The organism is Psychrobacillus psychrotolerans, from assembly GCF_900115805.1.
GTDB lineage: Bacteria > Bacillota > Bacilli > Bacillales_A > Planococcaceae > Psychrobacillus > Psychrobacillus psychrotolerans.
In genome coordinates this window covers 73,897-93,225 of record NZ_FOXU01000006.1, presented here as the reverse complement: position 1 = coordinate 93,225, position 19,329 = coordinate 73,897, and the positions used below count along the sequence as shown (strand labels likewise).

At 36.8% G+C, this 19,329-nt stretch carries 19 protein-coding genes and 1 other RNA gene; 8 read left to right on the top strand and 12 right to left on the bottom strand.

Annotation, left to right across the window (positions count from 1 at the left end):
• Positions 1-168: 168 nt before the first annotated feature.
• Both BM260_RS12530 and BM260_RS12525 read right to left on the bottom strand, forming a co-directional pair.
• The gene (locus tag BM260_RS12530) at positions 169-624 is read right to left on the bottom strand and encodes a hypothetical protein (protein WP_093537692.1); all 456 of its coding nucleotides are present in this window, start codon (positions 622-624) and stop codon (positions 169-171) included.
• A gap of 141 nt (positions 625-765) precedes the next feature.
• Positions 766-1,245: a hypothetical protein gene (locus BM260_RS12525; RefSeq protein ID WP_093537691.1), complete on the bottom strand. Its 480-nt coding sequence runs from the start codon at positions 1,243-1,245 to the stop codon at positions 766-768.
• A gap of 187 nt (positions 1,246-1,432) precedes the next feature.
• Between BM260_RS12525 and BM260_RS12520 the strand changes: the two genes are divergently transcribed.
• Positions 1,433-2,068, top strand: a complete 636-nt coding sequence (locus BM260_RS12520) for a hypothetical protein (protein WP_093537690.1) — start codon at positions 1,433-1,435, stop codon at positions 2,066-2,068.
• Positions 2,069-2,114: 46 nt separating this feature from the next.
• Here BM260_RS12520 and BM260_RS18465 read toward each other — a convergent pair whose 3' ends face one another.
• From BM260_RS18465 to BM260_RS12510, 3 genes are all read right to left on the bottom strand, one after another.
• Positions 2,115-2,258, bottom strand: coding sequence for a hypothetical protein (locus BM260_RS18465; RefSeq protein WP_175496288.1), 144 nt, complete (start codon positions 2,256-2,258; stop codon positions 2,115-2,117).
• Between the two features lie 88 nt (positions 2,259-2,346).
• Entirely contained in the window at positions 2,347-2,802 is a 456-nt protein-coding gene (locus BM260_RS12515) for a hypothetical protein (RefSeq protein ID WP_093537689.1), read from the bottom strand.
• 324 nt (positions 2,803-3,126) lie between these two features.
• Complete coding sequence (locus BM260_RS12510) at positions 3,127-4,092, bottom strand: hypothetical protein (RefSeq protein WP_093537688.1); 966 nt, start codon at positions 4,090-4,092, stop codon at positions 3,127-3,129.
• A 579-nt stretch (positions 4,093-4,671) separates the two neighbouring features.
• Here BM260_RS12510 and BM260_RS18460 point away from each other — a divergent pair.
• The 5 genes from BM260_RS18460 to BM260_RS12495 all read left to right on the top strand — a co-directional run bounded on the left by BM260_RS18460 (position 4,672) and on the right by BM260_RS12495 (position 8,644).
• Complete coding sequence (locus tag BM260_RS18460; protein WP_175496287.1) at positions 4,672-4,815, top strand: hypothetical protein; 144 nt, start codon at positions 4,672-4,674, stop codon at positions 4,813-4,815.
• A gap of 27 nt (positions 4,816-4,842) precedes the next feature.
• Positions 4,843-5,016, top strand: a complete 174-nt coding sequence (locus BM260_RS18455) for a hypothetical protein (protein WP_175496286.1) — start codon at positions 4,843-4,845, stop codon at positions 5,014-5,016.
• A gap of 194 nt (positions 5,017-5,210) precedes the next feature.
• A complete protein-coding gene (locus BM260_RS12505) occupies positions 5,211-5,579 on the top strand; it encodes a hypothetical protein (RefSeq protein ID WP_245762725.1) in 369 nt (122 codons plus the stop codon).
• Positions 5,580-5,684: 105 nt separating this feature from the next.
• Positions 5,685-6,863, top strand: a complete 1,179-nt coding sequence (locus tag BM260_RS12500) for a site-specific integrase (protein ID WP_093537687.1) — start codon at positions 5,685-5,687, stop codon at positions 6,861-6,863.
• Positions 6,864-7,471: 608 nt separating this feature from the next.
• On the top strand, positions 7,472-8,644 hold the full coding sequence (locus BM260_RS12495; protein ID WP_093537686.1) for a site-specific integrase: 1,173 nt from the start codon (positions 7,472-7,474) through the stop codon (positions 8,642-8,644).
• 124 nt (positions 8,645-8,768) lie between these two features.
• Here BM260_RS12495 and ssrA read toward each other — a convergent pair.
• From ssrA to BM260_RS12465, 6 genes are all read right to left on the bottom strand, one after another.
• Positions 8,769-9,122, bottom strand: a transfer-messenger RNA (tmRNA) gene (gene ssrA, locus BM260_RS12490).
• Positions 9,123-9,217: 95 nt separating this feature from the next.
• The gene (gene smpB, locus BM260_RS12485) at positions 9,218-9,685 is read right to left on the bottom strand and encodes an SsrA-binding protein SmpB (protein WP_093537685.1); all 468 of its coding nucleotides are present in this window, start codon (positions 9,683-9,685) and stop codon (positions 9,218-9,220) included.
• A gap of 49 nt (positions 9,686-9,734) precedes the next feature.
• Positions 9,735-12,047: a ribonuclease R gene (gene rnr, locus BM260_RS12480; RefSeq protein WP_093537684.1), complete on the bottom strand. Its 2,313-nt coding sequence runs from the start codon at positions 12,045-12,047 to the stop codon at positions 9,735-9,737.
• Between the two features lie 42 nt (positions 12,048-12,089).
• The gene (locus tag BM260_RS12475; RefSeq protein WP_093537683.1) at positions 12,090-12,836 is read right to left on the bottom strand and encodes an alpha/beta hydrolase; all 747 of its coding nucleotides are present in this window, start codon (positions 12,834-12,836) and stop codon (positions 12,090-12,092) included.
• Positions 12,837-13,365: 529 nt separating this feature from the next.
• Positions 13,366-13,593 carry a preprotein translocase subunit SecG gene (gene secG, locus BM260_RS12470; protein ID WP_090566811.1) on the bottom strand — a complete coding sequence of 76 codons (228 nt, stop codon included), beginning with the start codon at positions 13,591-13,593 and terminating at the stop codon, positions 13,366-13,368.
• A 297-nt stretch (positions 13,594-13,890) separates the two neighbouring features.
• On the bottom strand, positions 13,891-14,970 hold the full coding sequence (locus BM260_RS12465) for a CdaR family transcriptional regulator (RefSeq protein WP_093537682.1): 1,080 nt from the start codon (positions 14,968-14,970) through the stop codon (positions 13,891-13,893).
• Positions 14,971-15,100: 130 nt separating this feature from the next.
• Between BM260_RS12465 and BM260_RS12460 the strand changes: the two genes are divergently transcribed.
• Positions 15,101-16,231: a glycerate kinase gene (locus tag BM260_RS12460; RefSeq protein ID WP_093537681.1), complete on the top strand. Its 1,131-nt coding sequence runs from the start codon at positions 15,101-15,103 to the stop codon at positions 16,229-16,231.
• Positions 16,232-16,246: 15 nt separating this feature from the next.
• Entirely contained in the window at positions 16,247-17,590 is a 1,344-nt protein-coding gene (locus BM260_RS12455) for a GntP family permease (protein ID WP_093537680.1), read from the top strand.
• Between the two features lie 443 nt (positions 17,591-18,033).
• Here BM260_RS12455 and eno read toward each other — a convergent pair whose 3' ends face one another.
• Entirely contained in the window at positions 18,034-19,329 is a 1,296-nt protein-coding gene (eno, locus tag BM260_RS12450; RefSeq protein ID WP_093537679.1) for a phosphopyruvate hydratase, read from the bottom strand.

The window sequence follows — 19,329 nt, the reverse complement described above, 5'->3', positions numbered from 1 at the left end:
ATATCAATCTAGCCTTTAATTCTGATGTTAATATCCACATGAAAACCTATTATATAGAAAGGTACGGTTTACTTCCGAACACAACCTTTAACTAGAAACAGTTCTATTGAATAGCATCAAAAAAACCTGACTCCACATAAACTGGGAAGTCAGGTGAGGAGTATTCTATTACCATGGCTCAGGGTGAAAGTAAGGAAAACCTATTTCACAAGATTCAGGAATGGACTTATTCCCATACCAAAGTTTACTAGCTAAATTGCTACAAAAAGCATAGCGTATTTCAAATAGTTCTTCTGCTGATAAACCAAACTTTGCACAAGTAATTTCGTTCGACTTGTTACTTCCATAGAAATGCTTTAAGATGTCGCCATTTTCCTCCTTTAGATTTAACACCATATTGTACGCTAAACAGATAGCTATCTGATTGATATTTCTATGCCACCACTCATTATAAGCAGTCTCTTCCGCATAATTTTCTTGGTAAAACTTATACTTCAAGTCCTGAAATGCCTCTAATGCCAGTTCTAAAGTTGCACTAATACAGTAGTATTCGATGCTAACGAACTCAATTGCCGTCATACTGCCTTTTGCTTCAAAGAAACGCTCCATTTGATTTAGATTCATGTAACCCCTCCTGTTTTATTATTCAGTTATTCTATTCTGTTGGAGATTTATTATTCTAATCTAGTTAGGAAGTAAACAGAAGCAAGAGATTACCAAGCACATATATTAATAAAACCCCTAATTAGAGGGGTTTCTGTTTTGCTATTTAAAACGCTTGACGAAATCCCACAGGGCTTGGGCTTGTATATCCTGAAGTTTCAAATAAGAAAATTTGTCTTCACAAAGTTTTGCGAATTGATCATTTACATACTTAGGAATTCGAATGTTCTTAACTATGTTGTCTCCTTTTACAATTACCTCTGGGGATAATACTAATACATCTTCCTCAATATTTTTCCCTCGCTCGATTAGTCCTTTTAGATCTTGAAAGTTCTCCTTGATGAAATTAATAACTTCTTCTGTAGATACTGAATTGTTACTTTTACCTTTTGGGACGTATTGCTTCATAGATCTTGAGTACATGTAAGCTCCCTCGGACATTTTTTTACTAAAAGATGAAGGACTCATTCCGACTTCCTTTGAAATATCTGCCAGCTTGGAAGCATTTGTATCTACTAACAACTGGTTAATAAAACTTACTCTTTCCTCTTCCTCCATCTTCAAAAATTCTTGCTGTTTCATATAACTATCTCCTTTAGGTTTGTTGCTTTATCATATTCAAATCTATGATAACTATTCCATTTTTCTTTGTCGTTCGACACGTTTACCATAGTTTTTCTGTAGGTAAGACTTCATAAAGATTGAGTAGATGAATATAATTTTTTCTTTTGTATACGATGCTATATCAAAACTAAAGGAGTACTCGTATATGACAAAGACAAACCTTGAAAAATCGATAGAAAGAAATATTGCATCTTACTTACAACAAAATATTCATTTTGATGCAGAAGACGAAGTATCTTTAAAAGAACTTCAACACAAACTTACACGGTTTGATATTTGGGCTGCAGCTGTCTGTTTAATAACTTTTGCCCCTAACAGTAAGGGAAACCCTGCTAGTAAAGCAACAGAGTATGAAAAATTGCGTTTTATTGAAGGGATAGCGGATAAAATAGGTTATATGATTGCTCAAATATATTTTTTATTAAAGATTGCAACCAATCGACATTTATCTCCATTTCACCACTTGCGTTTTTCTGGTACTAGTAGCGTTTCCGAACTTAACTTAGAATACGGTTACCGCAACCTAAAGTGGATAAATTATGCATCTATATCAAAAATCAAATTCATTTGGACGTATGCAAGTGAGTCTAATACTGCAATTCATAATTACTGTCCAAACAAGAATACGATATTCTCATCCGATAAAGATAGAATACTTGAAGTGGAGGCTAGTAAAATACTTCACTATCTCATGAGTACTTATCATCAAAACTTAATACCTGATCTCCCAAAGCAAGATTTATGGGAACCATGGATGGCATTATATATAAAAAAGGTATAGAGACCCTATAAAAGGGTCTTTATTATGTTAAAATCGAAATACATTATCATTTATTTTCTTTTCGAGCTAGTGTTATTTCCAATAATTTAGCATTTTCTCTTTCCATCTTCATTTCACCCTTAAATTGGGTTGTTTTTAAGGGGGTCCTCCAACTTTTTGGTCTTGTTACATTAGCTGCTGTTTTTTTCATATATATCCCTACTTTCCTTAGCTATATTTTTTTCGTAGCCCGTTATCCCAACACATTTCTTCTGTTTTTCATCTAATTTAGCAAAAGTTCAATAATATAATTGTCTTCCAACCTTTTTACTTTCCACATCAATATCAAATGGGCAGATTTTACAAATTCTCCGTCCGAGATATAATCTTAAACCTTCAAATCTAATCCGTTTACTAAACAATCCTGCTACAGTCTCACATTGTGCTGGTGTAGGAGTAATTTCTGGTCCATCCTGGATGCCAATAAGTTCTTTAAAGTTAAAATATCTGAAATATCTGGAGGCTAATTGGGGATCAACAAATCTCCAACCACGAAATATTATAGTTCCATCAATTCTTATAGCTAATTCAAGTTCTAGTGGAACATCGTGCGAATGACTTAAAGGTGATCCTATTATTACAATATCTCCCTTCTCATGGCCTCCGAACTTCCTGTTGATATCAACTACATACTCATCTGTATCAAAAGCAGAATTATCATTCTGTGTAACAATTACTTTCACACCAATTGACATTTATCAAGGACTCCTTTCATCAGCATCTTTCCTAACTATGGAATTACACTTTGTTTGTCATTATCTATTGTCAACATACCTTAATTTATGTTGACTGTAGGCAACAAAAAAACCAACACTATCCCTATGCAAATGGGTGTGTCGGTTTTTTTTCTTAAAAATTTATAAGGTGTTCGCCTACGCCTCATCATACTAAATCCTCCTCTCTCCAATATTTGGGTACTTATTTATATATTAATTGTTACAAAATAAGTTTGTCAATAGATTGATAAACTATGTAATTCACATCCTAAACATTTTTTGGAATGTGAACTTTTCTATATATTACATTGCTTGTAGCTCTTTCTCTATTATGTTCGGAAGTGAACTAAATCCTCTCGCATATTTCTCGGGTATGATAACCGGGTTTATCCCTAACTCAGAAAGTTCTTTTAGGCGAGAGCGAACTGTTGAAATACTATGTTTCTTCAAAAGAGAATTATAGTTACCTTTTGAAAGCAAACTAATAAATGCTACTAGCTTTTCTTTTTTCACATTTGTCTTTACAGACCCATAGATTATTTTTTTTGCTGCATCCAGGGTATAGTAATCCTCGCTGTAGTATACACTCAGCAAATATTTCTCTACATATTCCTTGCACCTCTTTGATGACCAATAATCTATGAGTTTATTGTCAACTCCTGTTCTTTTCTTATTCTTGAGATGATCTCTCTTCAATCGTACTTCAAACCTTATAACTCCTTCTTCCCACGGTTTTATTTCTTCCTTTTTCTCTTCTCTCTCTGCCTCCTTGTCGTAAAGGGCAATTTCTATTGATTTACACTTATGCACGCTTCCGGTATCGTATTTTGATTTCACTCTTCCTTTAGTTATTATACCGATTTTCACCATCCTATAATATCGATCCTTTGCTTTATCAAATATGTTAATATACAGTCTTCGAAGGATTTTTGGTATATTTCGGCAATCAATACGATAGTCTAACCGAGTTAAACTGTGTTCTTGAAACATGTTTTGATCACCAAAATAAAAGGTTAGTTCGTTAATAATTTGTCTCTCTACCTTCGTGTAATCTTCGTCCGTAACTACTCCCTTGGACAGTAGTCGAGGAAGACTTATTGTAATCTTGACGTAAGCTCCATATTTTGAATCGAATGCTTTGTATGTTATGCCATCGTTTCTAACTCGTGTTGCTACCGCTAACTCCTTTAATTTTATTCCCATGTGTTCCTCCAAATATTCTCGCTGTTCATATCTCAGCTTCCAAGATAATTCAAATGTATCAATCATCCATTTCTCCTCCAAATCTTATGGCTTGCTTCGTTATATGTCACTCAGGCATAGTTAATTCCTTTCTACATGTCTAAGACTTGAGAATGAAATTTCTCTAGAATTCTTGTGAAGAGAACCGACCTTGTCATGTTAAGAGGAGAATAGATGAAATGGGTGAATCTATTAGCAATTGTAATTGGTTCTGAGAAATAGATGAGGTTGAAATTGAGTGATGAGTGAGAACATAAATGCCCATTAGCTTCTAACCGTAAGGCAATCAGAATCCTATGCTAAGCCACGTCTGATATAGGTTTTTGTTGATAAAGTTACGCGAATCACCCTACTATTTGTAACTCTTTAAAATTGCTTACTGATTATGTATCTAAACCACTATTTTTCTATATACCTTCATTCTATTCTTAAACATTTAATTTATGGTCTAAATTAGCCGAACCTTTAATTTACATTTGTAGATACTTCCCTTCAATAAAGGAAATAATGATTTATTCGACAGCATCCGACCTACCTTTTACGAATAAAGTAATAACTCTTTAACTATGATGCATTGTTAAAGCATTATGAAAGTGAGTGATAACAATGTCAGGTGTTTACACACATGTTATTAGAAAGACAGATTTGCAAAAAGAAATCGTATGGGTTTACGAACAGAAAGGACAAAATGATCTGTTCAACATCATACGACTAGCATTTCCGATTGAAGTAATCATTCTTCTACTATGATGCATTGTTAAAACAATTTGAAAGAGAGTGACAACAACCATGAACGTTTCCACACATGTTATAGAAATGATAGATTCACAAAAAGAAATCATATGGGTTTACGAACAAAAAAAACAAAATGATCAGTTCAACATCATACGACTTGCTTTTCCGATTAAAGTAATCATTCTTCTACTATGCTGCATTGTTAAAACATTTTGAAAGAGAGTGACAACAACCATGAACGTTTCCACACATGTTATAGGAATGAAAGATTAGCAAAAAGAATCATATGGATTTACGAACAGAAAGAACAAATTGATCGGTTCAACATCATACGACTTACTTTTCCGATTAAAGCATTCCTTATTCTACTATGATGCATTGTTAAAACATTACGAAAGAGAGTGATAATAATGACAACTTTTTCCACACCTGCTATTGACAAGACAGATTGGCAAAACGAAATCGTATGGGTTTACGAACAATTAACCCGACAAATAGGACAAGTTTTAATGAACAAAGACTATGAAAGGCTAACCGAAAGTATAAACAAAATGGAAGAATTGATCATGAGTTCTGGAAACCAAGAATCTCATTCACCGAAACATTCTGTTCCAATTAGCGAATGGATGACACTCGCCAACGGTGCCAAGTATGCTGGCGTATCTTATAACACTTTTTCAAAATTCCGATTGATGGGATTGAAAGTTTCAGAGATAGAAGGCATTAAGAGGGTATCGCGTAAAGAAATTGACAGCTTTTTAGAGAGTTATAGTTTTTAATAAACGAAATGGAGAGGATTTATTGCGTGTCGATTATTATGATACTAGTCGAATGATCCTTTCCTTTTATATTCTATACCCACAATGAAAATAGGAGGAATTATTATGGCAAAGAAAAAAGTAACACCTATCAAAAGCTACACCCTTAAAAGCAACGGGGAATTACGATATGAGTTTCCAGCTTATTTAGGTATTGATCAACTAACAGGTAAACAAAAGCGTACAACGAAACGTGGCTTTAAAACACGTAAGCAAGCGGAATTAGCATTAGCTCGTATTAAGTTAGCTGTTGCAAACGGTTCGTACCACCAAAAACGTGCAGAAACATATCTAGAAATATACGAATTATGGGTAAAACAGTATGAGAAGAGAGTAGAGGAAAGCACTTATGTAAAAACAATTAGCATCTTTAAAAATCATATTTTACCTGCAATGGGTACTTATAAAATTGATAAGATTCATGTCGATATATGTCAGAAACATGTGGATGAATGGGCGTCCAAATTAAAAAAGTTTCGCATCGTAAAATCTTATGCTGCTAAGGTCTTGGACTTTGCAATTAAGCGTGGCTATATACAAACAAATCCGTTTACACATGTAGATTTGCCTACAAACATTTCTAAGAAGTATATAGAAGTAGTTGAAGATAAAGTAAGGAACTTCTACACACGTGAGCAGCTTAAAGAGTTCCTAGCATGTTTAAGACTTGAAAATAATTTCAAAGTTTTTGCTCTCTTCCTCTTACTTGCTTTCACTGGAATGCGTAGAGGCGAAGCATTGGCTCTTACCTGGAATGACTTGGATTTCACAACGAATGAAATACGCATCAACAAGGCTCTTTCCATTGGTAAGAATAACAAACTTTATATAAAACCTCCTAAAACAGGTTTATCTCGCACAATTGAGATGGATGACAATACAATGGCTGTTTTAAAAGAGTGGAAGAAAAAACAGCAGCAAGATTATCTAAAGTTAGGCATTAATACCGATAAACCTAAGCAACTAGTTTTTAGCAATGAAAAAAATGAGTTCATACAACCAACAAAGCTTCGTAAATGGCTTATATACATTCAAAAAAAGTATAAGTTAGCCACGATTACCACGCATGGTCTACGTCATACACATTGTTCATTGCTTTTGGAAGCCAGTGCAAATGTGACGGAAGTACAAGATCGTTTAGGTCATACAGATGTAAATACGACTATGAACATTTATGCACATGCTACGAAAAAAGCTAAAAAAGAAGCAATTTTAAAGTTCTCCAACTACATTAATATGGAGTAAGGTGACTATGTTCGATTAATACTCTTTGAAACTTAGGAAAAAAGATAATGATGGGACTGTCTCAGAAGTCGATTTCGAATCAAAACTGTCAATCCAAAAACGCAAGAATGTTGATTTAACAACATTCTTGCGTTTTATTTTTTTCTGAATATCAGCTAAAATACCCCTATCGGGACAGCCTCCCTTATTAAACTGCACGTGCCCTATTTAGGCATTCGACTTACCATTATGTTACTAAATGTTTCTAGTGTGAACATTCCACGCATTTTGCATCTTTTGAAGGCGATCTCCTTTTTGACATAACCTCATGATTATGCCCTAGATTAGATTACTCAAGCTAGGACAGGCACATTGAGGATGGACTTCACTATCTGGCATGAATCTCTTTCGATTTAAACCAATAGTTTTATCAAGGGAGCGGATTATTCTACACCTGATATTAATGTTTCGAGTACATCTAAGATTTCTATTCGTTCTTTCTGTGCGAGAGAATTTTTCAAATATTGAGACAATTTTAGAGTATTTATCTTAAGTAAATATTATAATAACTTTAGAGGTATCTCCTCTCCTTTTATATTTTGTCCCCACAACATATAGGAGGAATTAGTATGGCAAAGAAAAAATTATCATCAATTAAAAGCTACAAGCTGAAAAATGGTGAGACACGATATGAGTTCCCAGCTTATTTAGGTGTTGATCCGCTTACTGGTATACAAAAGCGTACTTTGAAGCGGGGCTTTAAAACGCGTAAGGATGCTGAATTAGCATTAGCTCATATTAAGATAGCTGTAGCCAACGGTACGTATCAACAAACACGTGCAGAAACGTACCAAGAAATTTACGAGCTGTGGGTAAAGCAATATGAGAATACTGTAGAAGAAAGCACTTACGTAAAAACAATAAGCATCTTTAAAAACCATATTTTACCTTCAATGGGTGCTTATAAAATTGAAAAGATTCATGTCGATGTATGCCAAAGGCATGTGGATGAATGGGCGTCGAAGTTAAAGAAGTTCCGGATGGTTAAAGCTTATGCTGCAAAAGTGCTAAACTTTGCAATTAAACGTGACTATATACAAACAAATCCTTTTGCATATGTAGATTTGCCCACTAACATTTCTAAGAAAGTTATGAGAGCAGATGAAGAAGAAACAGAGAACTTCTACACGCGTGAGCAACTGATTGAGTTCCTATCATGTTTAGAACGTGAAAGTAACCACAAAGCTTATTTTCTATTCCGCTTACTTGCATTCAGTGGTATGCGGAGGGGCGAAGCTTTAGCACTTACCTGGAACGATCTTAACTTCACAACAAACGAACTACGTATTAACAAGGCACTTTCACTAGGTAAAGATAATCGACTATATGTTAAATCTACGAAAACAGGTGTTGCTCGAACTATTAAGATGGATGACAAGACAATGGCTATTTTAAAAGAGTGGAAGAAAAAGCAGAATCAAGATTATCTGCTGGTAGGCATTAACACGATGAAACCTAAACAACTCGTATTCAGCAATGAAAAAAATGAATTCTTACAGCCTACTAAACTTCGAAAATGGATTATACATGTTCAAACAAAGTATAATCTAGCTACAATTACAACACATGGATTAAGACATACACACTGTTCCTTATTGTTTGAAGCGGGTGCAAGTTTAAAAGAAGTTCAAGTTCGTTTAGGTCACACTGATGTAAAAACAACTATGGACATTTACACACATGTTACACAGAAAGCAAAAGATGAAGCAATTTTAAAGTACTCAAGCTATTTGAACATGTAGTGTTTTTGACTACGTTTTTGACTACGTTCGATTGATACTCATTGAAACTAAATGATATAGTCAAAAAGAAAAAACCCTTGAATACCAAGGGTTTTGACACTGTATGAAATCATATGATTTCGGTATATGGAGACGGCGGGATTTGAACCCGCGTCCAGAAACTCTAACACTTAAGCTTCTACGCGTGTATCTTGCCTATTTAGGTTTCGCGTAGCACTATGCCGACAAGCGGGCGTTGTGTACGCTAACTTGGAAATCTCTTGCAGACAGCTCAAGTTGCACTGGCTACCGTATCCCACTAAAGTTGAGCTTTACCTAGCCACATGGGCGATGGGTAGATAAAGCAGATCCGAGCTTACGCTGCGAATGCTAAGTTGTTGTTTGTTTTGCCTGTTGTTATAAGTTCCGTTTTTACGGAGCCGAGCCTCCGACGCGCAACTCAAGCTCAGACTATCCCTGTCGAATCCATAACGTCCCCGTTTATGGAATAATGTAAGCTTTGTTACATACCTAACTATACATCAAATATAGTCAAAATTCAAGAGAGACATTCTACCAGTTATGGTTACCCTCTTATCTATTGCTCTCTTTAAATGCTCGATCCATATCGCGTTTTGCTTCTTTTTTCTTCAAAACATCGCGTTTATCATAATCTTTTTTCCCTTTTCCAACGCCTATTAATACTTTGGCGAAGCCGTTTTTCATATACATCTTCAAAGGAACGATAGAATAACCATCTCTTTTTGTATCACCGATTAATTCACTTATTTGTTTCTTGTGTAGCAATAGCTTTCTTGCACGCAATGGATCATGGTTAAATCGGTTCCCTTGCTCATACGGACTGATATGCATATTCGAAATCCATGCTTCGTTATTCCTAATACGTACGAAGGAGTCCTTCAACTGTACTTTAGCATTACGTATAGATTTAATCTCAGTTCCTTGCAAGACAATTCCAGCTTCAATCGTTTCTTCAATATAATAATCATGATTTGCTTTTTTGTTCTGTGCAAGAATTCTGTCTTCATTCTTTTTAGCCATTTCATTCACCCCTCAAAAACTGAGAGAGAGCGACTTAGTGATCGCTCTCTTATTTTTTCTTCGGACGTTTACGACGTTGTGATTTTTTCGCAACAGACTCGTAAAACTTCTGTTTCTGTTTTGGTCCTTTTGCTGGTCCTGGCTGCGATTTTTCTCGACTGCCTGATCCACTGCTTGCTCTTTTAGAGGCATTTATCACTTTTGGTGCTTCTCTTCTTGTACGTTGGAATGCTTTTTTCATCCCTACAATTTCGAAGTCAATGGAAGCTTCTTCTGGTTTTACGGCAGATACTCGAACCGTTACCTCATCACCAATGCGGAACTGCTTACCACCACGTTCTCCAATCATCGCCAATTGACGATCGTCAAAACGATAATAATCATCCGTCATATTCGTAACATGTACTAGGCCTTCAATGGTATTAGGAAGTTCGATAAACAGACCAAAGTTTGTTACAGAACTAACAATACCTTCAAATTCTTCGCCAATCTTGTCAGCCATAAACTGTGCTTTTTTAAGTGCATCCGTATCGCGCTCTGCATCTACAGCGCGACGTTCTCGTTTAGACGTATGCTCTGCAATATCGTCCATGATAGCTCCCCAATGATTTACGGTAGCTTGGGACACATCTTCATTTACCAAATATGTGCGTATCAAACGATGTACGATTAGATCTGGATAACGACGAATTGGTGATGTGAAGTGCGTATAAAACTCGGTTGATAAACCAAAATGTCCTAGACATTCAGAATAGTATTTTGCTTGTTGTAATGAACGTAGAAGCATTGTAGAAATAACCGGTTCTTCAGGCATTCCTTCAATGTTTTCAATAATTTCCTGTAACGCTTTTGGATGAATTTCGTTACCAGTACCTTTAACGACAATCCCAAAATTCGTTAAGAAATTAAAGAATCGTTCTAGTTTTTCAGGCTTTGGATCTTCATGAATACGATAGATAAACGGTACGTCCATCCATTTAAAATGCTCGGCAACTGTTTCATTGGCAGCAAGCATAAACTCTTCAATCAGACGCTCTGCAACAGTACGTTCTCTTATAGCGATATCTGTTGGCCAGCCATTTTCATCTACAAGAATTTTTGCTTCTGGGAAATCGAAGTCAATTGCTCCGCGTCTTTCACGTTTCGTACGAAGAACTTCCGCAAGCTCTCCCATTAGTTCAAACATAGGAACTAAGTCTTTATAGCGTTCCATTAATGCTTCGTCTTTTTCTTCAAGAATTTTGTATACATCTGCATACGTCATTCTTTCCGTAGTACGAATAACACTTTGGAAAATTTCATGAGAAGTTACCATTCCTGAACCGTCGATAATCATTTCACAAGATAATGTTAAACGATCTACTTGAGGGTTTAACGAACAAATTCCGTTTGATAGACGGTGCGGAATCATTGGAATAACGCGGTCTGCTAAATAGACACTTGTTCCACGGTCATAGGCTTCACGGTCTAATGGTGATCCATCCGTTACATAATGACTAACGTCAGCGATATGAACGCCAAGTTTATATGTACCATCCGAATTTTTCGTTACGGTTACCGCATCATCTAAGTCTTTAGCATCTGCTCCGTCAATTGTAACGATTACTTCGTCACGAAGATCACGGCGATTCTCTAAATCTTTTTCGTCAATTTGGTCTGGAACAGCTTCTGCTTGGTTAATCACTTCTTCTGGGAAGTCAATCGTAATACCATGCTTATAAATAATAGAAAGTATATCGACACCTGGATCATTTTTATGCCCTAAAATTTGTGTTACCATCCCGGTAGCGGACTTTCTTTCATTTGGCCATTCGGTAATTTCTACGACTACTTTATGCCCTTCAATAGCGCCTAATGTATCGCCTTTAGCGATAAACACATCCATAGGGACCTTTTTATCGTCTGGAATAACAAAGCCAAAGCCTTTATTGTCCTGGAAGGTTCCGACAACCTGCGTCATGCCGCGTTGGGTTATTTTAATAATCGCACCTTCTTGGCGATCTCCAGATGAATCTTTGGAAACTCGTACAAGTACTTTGTCTCCGTTGACTGCTCCATTTACTTCTGTAGGTGGTATGAAAATATCATCATTTCCGCTCTCTTCTGGAGTAACGAAACCGAATCCTTTTGCATGTCCAATGAATTTCCCAGCTATTAGATTCATACGTGTAGGAATTCCATATCTATTCGATCTAGAGCGAACGACTGCACCTTGTTCCTCCATTTGGACAAGTGTTTTTACTAATTCTTTAAAATCATCTGCATCTACCAGATTAAAATGTTCTTCCAACTCTTTTGTTGTTAATGGTTTATATTCTTCTGTGTTCATAAGTTCAAGTAATTGTTCTTTCATATTTTCCATCAAACATCCCTCCTTTTTCAGCGTGTGCACTTTTGGACTGTTTTACACATTCCAATCAAGCGACTCTAAAAAGTTTAATATATCTTCGTGTAATTGTTCCTTTTCCGAGCCAAGTGTAATTACATGTCCTGAATTCTCATACCAATTTAGTTTTTTCTCAAACGATTCTGCCTGTTCATATATATGATCTGCAGAGGTAATATCTATTACCTTATCTTTTTTCCCTTGAGTTACGAGTAACGGAGTATACACATGATCTACATGCTCACGGACATTGTAAACAAACTCTCTTAGCTCAGCCAATGTCTCCATTGGTGTTTGTCGTATAGCCTCTACTTCTTCTTCTATTTGCTGTTCGGATTTTCCTTCATACTTTTTATATTCTTTTGCGTATTTTAATACACCTTCAAACATAATATCAGTTGTTCTCATCGTCATCGGGGAGCACATCGTAACAATACCTTTTACAGGTACTGTATACCCTAACTTCAGGGAGAATACTCCTCCAAGGGATAACCCAGCAACAGCAATTTCTTCATAACCTTCTGATTTTAGTCGGTCATATCCTTGCATGACATCCTTCCACCAATCCTGTGGTCCAGTTTCCAGTAACTCTTCTGGTGGAACGCCATGCCCTTTGTAGTGTGGAGCTAAGGATGTATACCCGTTTTTTTCTAAAAACCGTCCAAGCATACGAACATCTGAGGAATTCCCTGTAAAACCATGAAGTAGCAATACTGCACGTTTTCCAGCTTCAAAGAAAAATGGCTTAGGAGTTGAAATTCGCATATGTAAAACCTCCATCAATATTAAGCTATATACATTATTCGCCAATACTAATTATTTCATTAATTAATGTAATATGCCCGAATAATGCCTTATATTTCATATGTAATGTAACTAATACGTATTTTAAGAATAAAACACAAATATTAAGCGGATCTCGTTGATTGAAGCGTAAGGCGGCGACTCCAGCGGGAATAGCGCGAGCTGAAAGCCCCGCAGGAACGTACACAAGGGACAAAGGCTAAGTACGCCACATCCTGTGGCAACGCCTTCGTGATCTACATCCTGTAGACCCGAGGAGATTGAAGCCGTGCCCGCGGAAAGCGTCCGCCTGAAGCGGAAATCAACACTGTTCAGAGATTATTAATACCTGCTTTAAAATTAAATTGATATATGTATGAATAATTTTACTTAAAAGAAAACGCCTAACCAATCAGAAGTCGGTCAGGCGGTTCGCATCTGTTTTATTATCAAAAAGGCTTAGGTGTATAATACACTCGCCAGAAAAAATCATCCTATCAATAGATTAGGATTAAAATTTAGTTACGGCAATAGTCAATATGAAAAATAGAACTGCAAGTACAATCGTTACTCTATGTAAGACTAAGTCCATACCGCGAGCTTTCTGTTTTCCAAAAAGTTGTTCAGCTCCACCAGAGATGGCTCCTGAGAGACCAGCACTTTTCCCTGATTGTAACAATACAACAACGATCAATGCGATCGCAACGATGACTAGTAAAGTCATTAATAATGCGTGCATTTATTCCACCTCCTGATAAGAACGTTCACAACATATCTAATTTTACCAAAAAACACGAACATTGACAACCTATCGGAAAAATATTTAGTTAAAAAAATCTGACTCCTCTGTATATTAGTTTGAAATTTGTTTACTCGCACTCGCATAGAATTTACTAGCATCCTCCATCACCCTTAAAGCTTGGATATAATCTAGGTTAAGAAACTCATAAAAAGAGATTGATCAATTGATAGAAGTTATATAAAGGACTTACATAGGGCTGCCCTTCTTGTTGCCCGACTTTACTAAGTGAAATATTCAATCCTTTTTTAACCATAATGCAATTTGCAAGGTAATAGCATCCTGAAGAACGGATGGATTATAACCGGTTATTTCGCATATCTTGTTTAAACGATAGGTCAAGGTATGTCTATGAATCTCTAATGTCTCCGCACATATTGCAAGCTGTTGGTTGCAGTTGAAATACTCTTGTAATGTATAAAGTAGTTTATCATTTAATCCTTTTAACATACGATTCGTAAAGTGCTGCGCTTCAGATGACTCTCTTTTTTTGAATAAAGAATAGAGTTCTACGTCTTCAAAATACGCAATAACGTTTTTCGGGTTGCCGTATTGTAAAGCTACCTTCGCAGTTTCATAGGCGTAGTGAATACTATCCAGTGTCTCTACTACTTGTCCGACACCTAGTCGAAGAGCTTTATACTTTTTCAACTTAGGACTGAGCATCGTTAATTTCTTTTTCATTTCTTTTTCTTCCATCTCGGAAATAAGGATAAAATGTTCGTGCAGCTGATAGTGTCCTAGGATAATTGAGTCGTTTTGAAAAAAATATTCCAGGTCTTGGACAATAGTTTGATAGGCCGATGATTCTGGATTCAGTTCAATTGCCCATGCGTAAAAGGGAGGTTTAAGTGAAAAACCTAACTTTGTCATCCTTTCGAACATAACCTTTTGTATGCCGTGGTTATTCATTAGCTCCAGAAAAATCATCTCTTGCATTTTTCGTTTCCACTCTCGTTCCGATACAATTAGCGCTTGATGCACCATCATTTCTGTTGTGAGTTGTACAAGTGTTGCAATTTCTTCTATTTGTTCAGGATCTCCTGTAATGCCTATAACCCCTACCAAATCATTTTGATAGAATATAGGTAAATTTATTCCCGGCTTTGTCTTTGGATATAAATGTTTGTTCTGTTCCGTAATCCATAAAGGCTTTTTCGTTTGAGCAACTATTAAAGCTCCTTCATGAATACTTTCGATACGCAATAGGTCACCTGAAGCTAAGATCATGCCGTTTGTTTCCATAACGTTAATATTACGTTGAAGTCGCAACATTGTTTGGTCAACAATTTGTTCAGCAAGCTGTTTTGTAATCATAGTAGAACCTCCACGAAGTATAAAAACGTGCTGTTATAATACAGTAAAATTTATACATTAAGTATAACGTATTTCTTTTAAACTATCATTATAATTCTATGTAAGCGCTTTATTAATTGGAGGTATTATAGTGAAAATCGTTGTCAGTCCTGATTCTTTTAAAGGATCACTAACCGCAACAGAGGCTGGGCAAGTAATAGTTAGAAGTATAAAGGAATTCGATTCAACAATTGAAACTGTACTACTACCTGTTGCAGATGGAGGGGAAGGAACTTTAAAGCCACTTATCTCTGCAACAGAAGGAAAACTAGTTTTCCTGGAGGTAAATGATCCAATAGGTCGTCCTATTCGAGTAGAGTATGGAATTCTTGGGGACGGCGAAACATGCGTCATTGAGATGGCTAAAGCCTCAGGGTTAACTCTTCTATTAGACCATGAAAGAAATCCGCTTATCGCATCTACTTTTGGGACAGGTGAGTTAATCCGACATGCATTAGACGAAGGATATCGAAAATTTGTTATTGGTATTGGAGGAAGTGCTACGAATGATGGTGGCACTGGAATGCTGCGTGCTCTAGGTATGAAATTTCTTAATGAAGTTGGAGATGAAATTTCTCAGGGTGCTGAATCACTGCAGTCCCTTCATGAAATTGATGCAACTGAATTCGACTTACGTATAGCAGATTCTCACTTCGTTATTGCATGCGATGTAGATAATCCTTTCATAGGGCCAAATGGGGCTACAGCTATTTTCGGACCTCAAAAAGGCGTTACACCTGAACAAGTTGAATCAATTGATAAAAATCTAGCAAATCTAGCAAATAAGATAGAGAGTTTAACAGGAATAGCCCTTCATGATCGTCCAGGGGCAGGGGCAGCAGGCGGACTTGGAGGTGCATTTTTAGCATTCTTCCCAGTCACATTAAAACCTGGTATTGAAGTTGTCTTGGAAGCTGTTAATTTTCATCAACAAATTGAGCACGCAGATTTTATTATTACAGGCGAGGGGAAATCAGATCTTCAAACCCTTTCTGGAAAAGCGCCAATTGGCATTGCGAGTGTGGCGAAAGCAAAGAATATCCCAGTCGTTTTAATCTCCGGGTTTATAGCGCCGGATAGTATCTTGCCATTATCTACTCACTTCGATTTATTAGTGAGTGTTACAAATGATTCTGTTTCGCAACAGGAGTCTATTGAAAATGCGGAACATTATTTAGGGATTCGAACAAAAGAGACTATGTTTAAGTTATTACAAAAATAAAAAGGGGTGTGTCATGTGTTACTTTTGGTCATATTAATTGGAGTCATCTTAGTTGTAGTCTTAACGGCGGTGTTCAAGCTTCACCCATTTTTAGCATTACTGATTAGTGCCTTTTTCGTAGGTATTGCTTCAGGGATGCCATTACTAACAGTAGTCGAAAATGTAAATACTGGTTTCGGTGGACTGATGACGAGTATCGGTATTGTCATTGTTGCTGGTACTATCATAGGCGTTATTTTAGAAAAATCCGGGGCTGCTTATCGTATGGCAGAGGTTGTACTTCGAGTTTTAGGGGAAAAGCGTCCACAACTTGCCATGTCAATTATCGGATATATCGTGTCAATTCCTGTATTTTGTGATTCTGGATTTATTATTCTATCGAGTTTGATGAAGTCTTTAGCTAAGCGTTCCAAAGTAAAAGTTGCTTCAATGGCTGTCGCTTTATCCACTGGGTTATATGCGACACATACATTAGTTCCACCAACTCCTGGCCCAATAGCGGCAGCTGGTAATATCGGGGCTTCGGACTATCTAGGAACAATCATTTTAGTTGGTCTATTAGTGGCAATCCCTGCAGTTATAGTAGGTTATATTTGGGCGGTAAAAGTAGGAACAAAAATTAATGTAGAAGCGGATCAGGAAGAGGCACTTGATTATGATGAAATTATCAAATCATTTGGTAAAATGCCATCTACATTCAAATCATTTCTTCCAATCGTTTTACCTATAGCGCTGATCGGTATTGGTTCAGTGGCGGCTTTAACAGGTAGCGAATCAGGCTTTACACATTTCTTGCAATTCTTAGGTGCACCAACTGTCGCGTTAATATTGGGCGTATTTTCAGCCTTCTTATTGTTACCCGAAATTAGTGAAAAAACATTGTCTGGATGGATTGGTGATGCGTTAAAAGAAGCAGCTCCCATTCTACTAATCACAGGTGCTGGTGGATCATTCGGTACAGTCATCAAGAATTCTGGTGTTGCCGATATTTTACAAAAGATGGATTTAGGTGCTCTATCAACAGGAGCATTATTCCTATTAGTACCGTTTTTAATAGCAGCGGCACTTAAAACGGCGCAAGGGTCTTCTACAGCTGCACTTGTTATAACATCTTCGCTCATAGCTCCAATGCTGCCTACATTAGGTATTGAAGGAGCGATGCCATTAGCATTAGTGGTTATGGCTATAGGAGCGGGTGCAATGACAGTCAGCCACGTAAATGACAGCTATTTCTGGGTAGTTACACAGTTTAGTGGAATGAAAGTAACAGATGCATACAAGGCACAAACAATGGCTACCTTACTACAAGGTGTTACAACAATTATTGTCACTATGCTCCTTTGGTTGATATTTGTATAAGCAACAAAACACCACTTCCTCCTTTTTATAAGGAATAAGTGGTGTTTCTTATTTATCAATTTAAACGTAGTACGCCCTCGCGAAACTTTAGGTTTTGATATCCCTGGCTTTTATAGAACGTAGAATTTTTACTTTCTATTTTAAAAAAACCGAGTCTAACCCCGTGGACAGTTATTCTCTCTCTCTATTAACTTTGACTACTCTTATCATCTAAGCTAGAGGCGATGGTCCATCTTCTCGTGGAGTACTACTCACTTAACTGATTGGAGTGAAAGGTGGCGACTCTAGTGGGAAGAGTGAGACAGATGAGATATCACATCGACGCGTAAGCGACGGTGATAGCTCATCGCTCACCCCACAGAAAGCGTCCACCTGAAACGAAAATCAGTAGCATATTAGCAGTAAAAAAGCAGTTAGCAACTTTCGCTAACTGCTTTTTTTCATTATTTTTTTAAGTTATAGAATGTTTCTCTGCCTAAGTATTGCGCAGTTTCATATAACTGATCTTCAATACGAAGTAATTGGTTGTATTTTGCTACACGGTCTGAACGAGATGGTGCACCAGTTTTGATTTGGCCAGCGTTTGTTGCAACTGCGATATCTGCAATTGTAACATCCTCTGATTCACCAGAACGGTGAGAGATTACTGCTGTATATCCAGCACGTTTAGCCATTTCAATAGCATCAAATGTTTCTGTAAGTGTACCGATTTGGTTTACTTTAACAAGAATAGAGTTACCTACACCTTGTTCAATACCTTGCGCTAATTTTTTCGTGTTTGTTACGAAAAGATCATCGCCAACTAATTGTATTTTTTTACCTAAACGTTCTGTTAATAATTTGTGACCAGCCCAGTCATTTTCATCTAAGCCGTCTTCGATGGAGATGATTGGGTATTTTTCGCAAAGCTCTTCATACCAAGCAACCATTTCTTCTGAAGTTTTTACAACGCCTTCACCAGATAAGTGGTATTTGCCATCTTCTTTGTTAAATAACTCAGAAGCTGCAACGTCCATTGCAAGAAGTACTTCTTCGCCTGGTTTATATCCAGCTTTTTCAATTGCTGTCATAATTGTAGAAAGAGCTTCTTCGTTAGATTTTAAGTTAGGTGCAAATCCACCCTCGTCTCCAACTGCTGTGTTTAATCCTGCTTCTTTTAATACTGATTTTAAGCTATGGAAAATTTCAGCACCCATACGTAATGCGTGGCGGAATGATTCTGCTCCTACTGGCATTACCATAAATTCTTGGATATCTACGTTATTATCCGCATGCTCTCCACCATTTACAATATTCATCATTGGTACTGGTAGTTGCTTCGCATTGAATCCACCTAAGTATTGATAAAGTGGAATGTCTAGATAATCTGCAGCTGCATGTGCAACAGCAATTGATACGCCAAGGATAGCGTTTGCGCCTAAGTTCCCTTTATTTTCAGTTCCGTCTAATTCGATCATTGCATGGTCAATTTCTACTTGATCCAATACGGAGAAGTTTTCTTCTAGTTCAGCTGCAATAATGTTGTTCACATTTTCAACTGCTTTTAAAACACCTTTGCCTTGGTATCTTGACTTGTCACCATCACGAAGTTCTACTGCTTCATATTCACCAGTAGATGCACCAGACGGAACGATTGCGCGTCCAAATCCACCGCTTTCTGTAAATACTTCTACTTCTACTGTTGGGTTTCCGCGTGAATCTAATACTTCACGTGCTTGAATTTGTGTAATAATTGGCAT